The sequence below is a fragment of the Stenotrophomonas sp. GD03777 genome, assembly GCF_029842485.1.
GTDB classification, from domain to species: Bacteria; Pseudomonadota; Gammaproteobacteria; order Xanthomonadales; family Xanthomonadaceae; genus Stenotrophomonas; species Stenotrophomonas sepilia.
Window position 1 is genome coordinate 26,120 of sequence record NZ_JAOCGL010000041.1, and the last position, 6,096, is coordinate 32,215.

Consider the following 6,096-nt stretch of genomic DNA (forward strand, 5'->3'; position numbering starts at 1 on the left):
GGTCGGCACCCACCGGAATGCCGGTTTGGTGGGTGCCGACCGTTGGTCGGCACGCCTCCATCAATGCGAGCGCTGCACCGCGTAGCGGGCCAGGCCGCGCAGGGCCGCCACGGCATCATTGTCGCCCAGGCCATCGAGCGCACGCTCGGCGGCTTCGGCATATTCCTCGGCACGGCGGCGGCTGTACTCCAGGCCGCCGGTGGCGCGGATCGCGGCCAGCACTTCCGGCATTGCCGAGGCGTCGCCGTCCTGCACGATGGTGCGCAGGCGCTCGCGGGTGGCGTCATCGGAGTGGGCCATCGCGTGGATCAGCGGCAGCGTGGCCTTGCCCTCGGCGAGGTCGTCGCCCAGGTTCTTGCCCAGCTCCTCGGCGTTGGCCGAGTAGTCCAGCACGTCGTCGGCGATCTGGAATGCGTAGCCCAGGTGCATGCCGTAGTCGAACAGGGCCTGCTGGGTGGCTTCATCCACGCCGCTGGCCAGCGCGCCCAGGCGGGTGCCGGCGGCGAACAGCACTGCGGTCTTGCGCTCGATCACGCGCAGGTAGGCGGCTTCGTCGGTATCCGGGTTGTGCACGTGCAGCAGCTGCAGCACTTCACCCTCGGCGATGCGGTTGGTGGCATCGGCCAGGATCTGCATCACCGGCATGCGCTCCAGCTCGACCATCAGCTGGAAGCTGCGCGAGTACAGGAAGTCGCCCACCAGCACGCTGGGCGCGTTGCCCCACAGCGCGTTGGCGGTGCCGCGGCCACGCCGCAGGCTGGACTCGTCCACCACGTCGTCGTGCAGCAGGGTAGAGGTGTGGATGAACTCGATGATCGCCGCCAGCTGGTGGTGCTCCGGGCCGGCCTGGCCGACCGCGTGGCCGGCCAGCATCACCAGCATCGGGCGCAGGCGCTTGCCGCCGGCGGAAATGATGTGGTCGGCGATCTGGTTGATCAGCACGACGTCCGAGGACAGCCGGCGCCGGATCAGGGCGTCGACGGCGGCCATGTCGGCCGCGGCAAGCGACTGGATCTGGGGCAGGCCCAGGGCGGGACGGGTGTCTTCGGTGATGGTCATGCGATCAGGCTTTCAGGCTCACCATCGATTATAGGCGCTGGCCGTGAATTCGGGCGCAAACTGGCCCGAGCGGCAATTCCAGCCCGGCCTGCGCGGCCCTTCGCGTGAATACGTATGCAGGTTGCGCCATGCCCGCGAGGCCACCGCTAAGCTTGCCGGATCAGGATTTCGGCCCGCTGCCGGCGGGTCCCGCATGCCCGGAGGGGGGCTGTCGATGTCGCACTATCCATGGTGGCGCGGAGCCGTCATCTACCAGATCTACCCGCGCAGTTTCCTCGATGCCAACGGCGATGGGGTGGGCGACCTGCCGGGCATCATCGAGCGCCTGGACCACATTGCCGCGCTGGGCGTGGATGCGATCTGGATCTCGCCGTTCTTCAAGTCCCCCATGGCCGACTTCGGCTACGACATCGCCGACTACCGCGACGTCGACCCGCTGTTCGGCAGCCTGGACGACTTCGACCGCCTGCTGGCCAAGGCCCACGGCCTGGGCCTGAAGGTGATGATCGACCAGGTGCTGAGCCATACCTCGATCGAGCATGCCTGGTTCCGCGAGAGCCGCCAGGACCGCAGCAATCCGAAGGCGGACTGGTACGTCTGGGCCGACCCGCGCGAGGACGGCACCCCGCCCAACAACTGGCTGTCACTGTTCGGCGGCTGCGCCTGGCAATGGGAGCCGCGCCGCGAGCAGTACTACCTGCACAACTTCCTGGTCGACCAGCCGGACCTGAACTTCCATCACCCGGACGTGCAGCAGGCCACCCTGGACAATGTGCGCTTCTGGCTCGATCGCGGCGTGGATGGCTTCCGCCTGGATGCGATCAACTTCTGCTTCCACGATGCGCAGCTGCGTGACAACCCGCCCAAGCCGGCGGAGAAGCGGGTGGGGCGCGGCTTCAGCCCGGACAACCCGTACGCTTACCAGTACCACTACTACAACAACACCCAGCCGGAGAACCTGCCGTTCCTGGAGCGCCTGCGCGCGCTGCTGGATCAGTACCCGGGCGCGGTCAGCCTGGGCGAGATCTCCTCGGAGGACTCGCTGGCGACCACCGCCGAGTACACCCGCGAAGGCCGCCTGCACATGGGCTACAGCTTCGAGCTGCTGGTGGATGACTACAGCGCGGCCTACATCCGCGACACGGTCTCGCGGCTGGAAGCGGCGATGACCGAAGGCTGGCCGTGCTGGGCGGTGTCCAATCACGACGTGGAGCGTGCGGTCAGCCGCTGGGGCGGTCACCCGGCTGACCCGCGCCTGGCGCGGATGCTGGTGGCGATGCTGTGCTCGCTGCGCGGTTCGGTCTGCCTGTACCAGGGCGAGGAGCTCGGCCTGGCCGAGGCCGAGGTGCCATTCGAGGCCCTGCAGGACCCCTACGGCATCACCTTCTGGCCGAACTTCAAGGGCCGTGATGGCTGCCGCACCCCGCTGCCGTGGACCGATGCACCGCTGGCCGGCTTCACCAGCGGCCAGCCCTGGCTGCCGATTCCGGCCGAGCACCGGGCGGCGGCGGTGGCTGTGCAGGAACGCGACCCGCACTCGGTGCTGGCGGCGTTCCGGGCGTTCCTGGCCTGGCGGCATACCCAGCCGGCGCTTCTGCATGGCAGCATCAGATTCCTTGAAAGCGCCGAGCCAGTGCTGCTGTTCGAGCGTATGCTTGCAGATGAAACCCTCCTGCTGGCCTTCAACCTGTCGGCCGAGGCAGTGACCCATCCGCTGCCGCCGGGCAACTGGCAGCAGGTGGCGGTACCGGGCCCGGATGCGGGCACGGTGCAGGGCAACGAACTCCAGCTGCCGCCGTGCGCGGTGTATTGCGCCCGACGCAGCTGACCGTTTTCTCCGGTGGCGGTACTTGCGGGGACGGGGCCGAAGCGCCCCGTCCCTTTTTTGTGGGTGGAATTCCGGTGAACGGCATCCACGCATGGCATGGATCTACGGCTTGGAATGTCGCTGCATGGGCCTTGCTGATCACGTGCCGGCATCCGCGCAAAAGAAAACCCGCTGCCTGCGCAGCGGGTTTCCGGTCCTGCTCCCTTTGTGTTGCCGGCCAGCGGCCGGCGCTACCGGGTTCGGGGTGCCAGCCAGCGGCCGGCACGACCCGGCCGTGATCAGAACTTGTAGTTCACGCCCAGCATGTAGGTGCGGCCCCACTCGATGTACTCCAGCGGGCGGTCCTTGCTGCCGGCGTAGGTGCGGTACGGCTCGTTGGTCAGGTTGCTGCCCTGCAGAAGCAGGGTCAGGCCACGCAGGGCACTGCTGTCGCTGAAGGTATAGCTGATCTGCGCATCGGTCACGTTCTCGCCGACCACGTAGCGCAGGCTGCGGTTGCCGTTGAAGTTGCCGATCTCACCGATGAAGTCCGAACGGCGGCGCTGGCTGACGCGTGCTTCGAAGCCGCTGCGCTCGTAGTAGGCGGTGAAGTTGTACACGCGCTTGGACAGGCCCGGCAGGCTGATCGGATCACTGCCCACGCTGGAGGCGCTCTCCGGGTCCAGGATGGTGATGTCGCTCTTGTTGAAGGTCGCGCTGGCCTGCACACCGAAGCCACGCAGGCTGTCGGTCAGCATCTCCAGCGGGAACGATGCGGTCAGTTCCAGGCCCTTCAGCGTGCCGCCCTTGCCGTTCTGCGGGGCGGAGAAGGTGCCGGTGGTCAGCACCGGTGCCGTCATGCCCGGCGGCGGCACGTAGCTGCCCAGCAGCGCGGTGAAGTCGTAGTTGTCGACCGACTGGGTGTAGACGTAGCTCTTCAGGTCCTTGTAGAAGATCGCGGCGGCCACGTAGGCCTTCTCGCCGAAGTACTTCTCGTAGGACAGGTCCAGCGCGGTGGCACGCCACGGGTCCAGCAGCGGATTGCCGCCGCTGCCGCCGGGGCGGCCGGTGCCGGTGTCCACGCCGAACTCCAGGCCGGCGCGCATCTGGTCCACGCGCGGGCGTGCGACCTGCTTTGCAGCGGCGAAGCGCAGCGTCTGCTGGTGAGGGAACAGGAAGGCCAGGTTCAGGCTCGGCAGCCAATCGTTGTAGGTGCGGCCGTTCGAGTACGGCTGCACGTTGTTGCCGGCCGACTGCGAGCTGTCCCAGTAGCGCGAATCCGAACTCTGGTCGGTGTGCTGCATCTGCACGCCGATGTTGCCGCGTACGCCGACTTCACCGATGTCGGCGTTGATGTTCAGGCGCGCCCAGGCGGTGGTGATCTTCTCCTGTACCGTCCACGACTTGGGAATCAGGTAGTCCAGGTTGTCGACCGGGTTGAAGGTCATGTAGCGGCCCACCGCAGCGGGCACGTTCCAGGCCGGGATGGTGCCGAGGCCGGCGAAGCCCAGGTTGACCGGGCGGTACTGCAGGTCCGAGGCGATGTTGGCGTCGCCCTGCGCACCCAGCAGGATGTTGCCTTCGGACTGGGTCTTCACCTTGCGGCGGTCGGCGTAGTTCACGCCGATGTCGATGTCCGGCGCCCACGACGCGAGGGCATCGGGCAGGGCGATGGTGGCGGCCAGCTTGCCACCCTTCACGCGGTCTTCCACCTTCGGCACCTTGCCGTAGCCGGAACCGTAGATGGTGTTGGTCAGGAACAGGGCGTCGGGGTTGGAATAGTTCAGCCCTGGGCTGATCTGCGAGAACCCGTCCTGGCGGATCGTCACGCCGACCGTATCCAGTTGCGGCATCGGGGTCAGCTGCAGGTTGTTTTCCAGATTCAGCTCGTCGCGCGTGGCCTTGGAGTAGTTCAGGTCGGCGACCAGCTTGACGCCACTGAAGTTGAACTCGTTGTTCCAGCCGAACGCATCGATCTTGTCCTTGCGCTTGTTGTACATGCCGCGAACCAGCGGATACACGCCACTGGCAGTGCCACCGGTGAACGAGCCATTGGCGTTGACCTGCGGGTTGCTGACCAGCAGGCCCGGGGTGTAGTTGCCGTTGTAGTTGCTGAGGTTCAGCTCGAACTGGTTGGCGGTGTCGATCTGCTCGGCTTCGGTGTGGAATGCATCGAAGGTGCTGGTCCAGCTGTTGTTCGGCCGGAACTGGATCGTGGCCATCACGCCGTCGCGCTTGTTGTTGCCGGTGCGGCGCAGCGCCTTGATGCCATCGGAGAAGTAGGTGCCGGCACCCACGCCCGGACGGTCGCCCTTGTCGGTGTGCTCGGTGGTCCACGGTTCGTACAGGCCGACCTGGTTCTCCTGGATCGGCATGTCGCTGTGCGCATAGCCGATGGCGATGCCCAGGGTCTTGTCCAGGAACTGGTCGATGTAGCTGGCGCTGAAGCGGTTGCCGTACGGATCGGTGTTGGCGGCGCGGCCCAGCGAGCTCTTCTGGTAGCGGCCACTGACCGCGATCACGCGCTCGCCGAAGCTGAGCGGGCGAGCGGTCTGCATGTCGATGGTGCCCGACAGGCCCTGGCCGACCAGCGCCGCGTCCGGGGTCTTGTACACGGTCACGCCGTTGACCAGTTCGGACGGATACTGGTCGAACTCGACGCCACGGTTGTCGCCGGTGCTGACCACTTCGCGGCCATTGAGCAGGGTGGTGGCGAAGTCCGGCGACAGGCCGCGCACGCTGATCACCTGCGCACGGCCGGCAACGCGCTGGGCGGCCAGGCCGGGCAAGCGCGAAATGGACTCGGCGATGCTGACGTCGGGCAGCTTGCCGATGTCTTCGGCGGAGATCGCTTCGACCACCGAGGTGGCGTCCTGCTTGACCGCGATCGCGCTCTCGATGCCGCGGCGGATGCCGGTGACCTGCACCGTATCGAGGTTGGTGGCGGCGGTGCCGGCCGGCGTGGTGGTGCTCTGCGTGGACTGTGCCGACGCCAGCGTCGGCGCCAGGACAACGGCCAGCGCGATGCTGAGCGCGCTGCGCTTGTGGTTCAACATTTTCCCCTCCCAGGCAATGTTGCAGATCGATTTGTGAGCGTTCCGGCGGCGCCGTGAACGTGCGACGCGGTGGCCGCTGTCGTCGCCGCTATGGTAGGCAGCGCGTTCTTCGCGGGAATCACCCTGCATACGTATTCAATGGCGTCTGCAGGGGTGTAATCGCTTTCATGCAGT

Annotated in this window: 3 protein-coding genes; 1 reads left to right on the forward strand and 2 read right to left on the reverse strand. The window is 66.8% G+C overall.

Annotated features, from left to right (window positions below; all coding sequences use genetic code 11):
* Positions 1-60 precede the first annotated feature (60 nt).
* Entirely contained in the window at positions 61-1,059 is a 999-nt protein-coding gene (locus N5E02_RS10950) for a polyprenyl synthetase family protein (RefSeq protein ID WP_279946252.1), read from the reverse strand.
* A gap of 214 nt (positions 1,060-1,273) precedes the next feature.
* On the opposite strand from N5E02_RS10950, the gene N5E02_RS10955 reads away from it, so the two are divergent.
* On the forward strand, positions 1,274-2,887 hold the full coding sequence (locus N5E02_RS10955; protein WP_139726802.1) for an alpha-glucosidase family protein: 1,614 nt from the start codon (positions 1,274-1,276) through the stop codon (positions 2,885-2,887).
* A 278-nt stretch (positions 2,888-3,165) separates the two neighbouring features.
* Here the strand turns inward: N5E02_RS10955 and N5E02_RS10960 are convergent, their stop codons facing one another.
* The gene (locus tag N5E02_RS10960) at positions 3,166-5,922 is read right to left on the reverse strand and encodes a TonB-dependent receptor (protein ID WP_279946253.1); all 2,757 of its coding nucleotides are present in this window, start codon (positions 5,920-5,922) and stop codon (positions 3,166-3,168) included.
* Between the last annotated feature and the right edge of the window lie 174 nt (positions 5,923-6,096).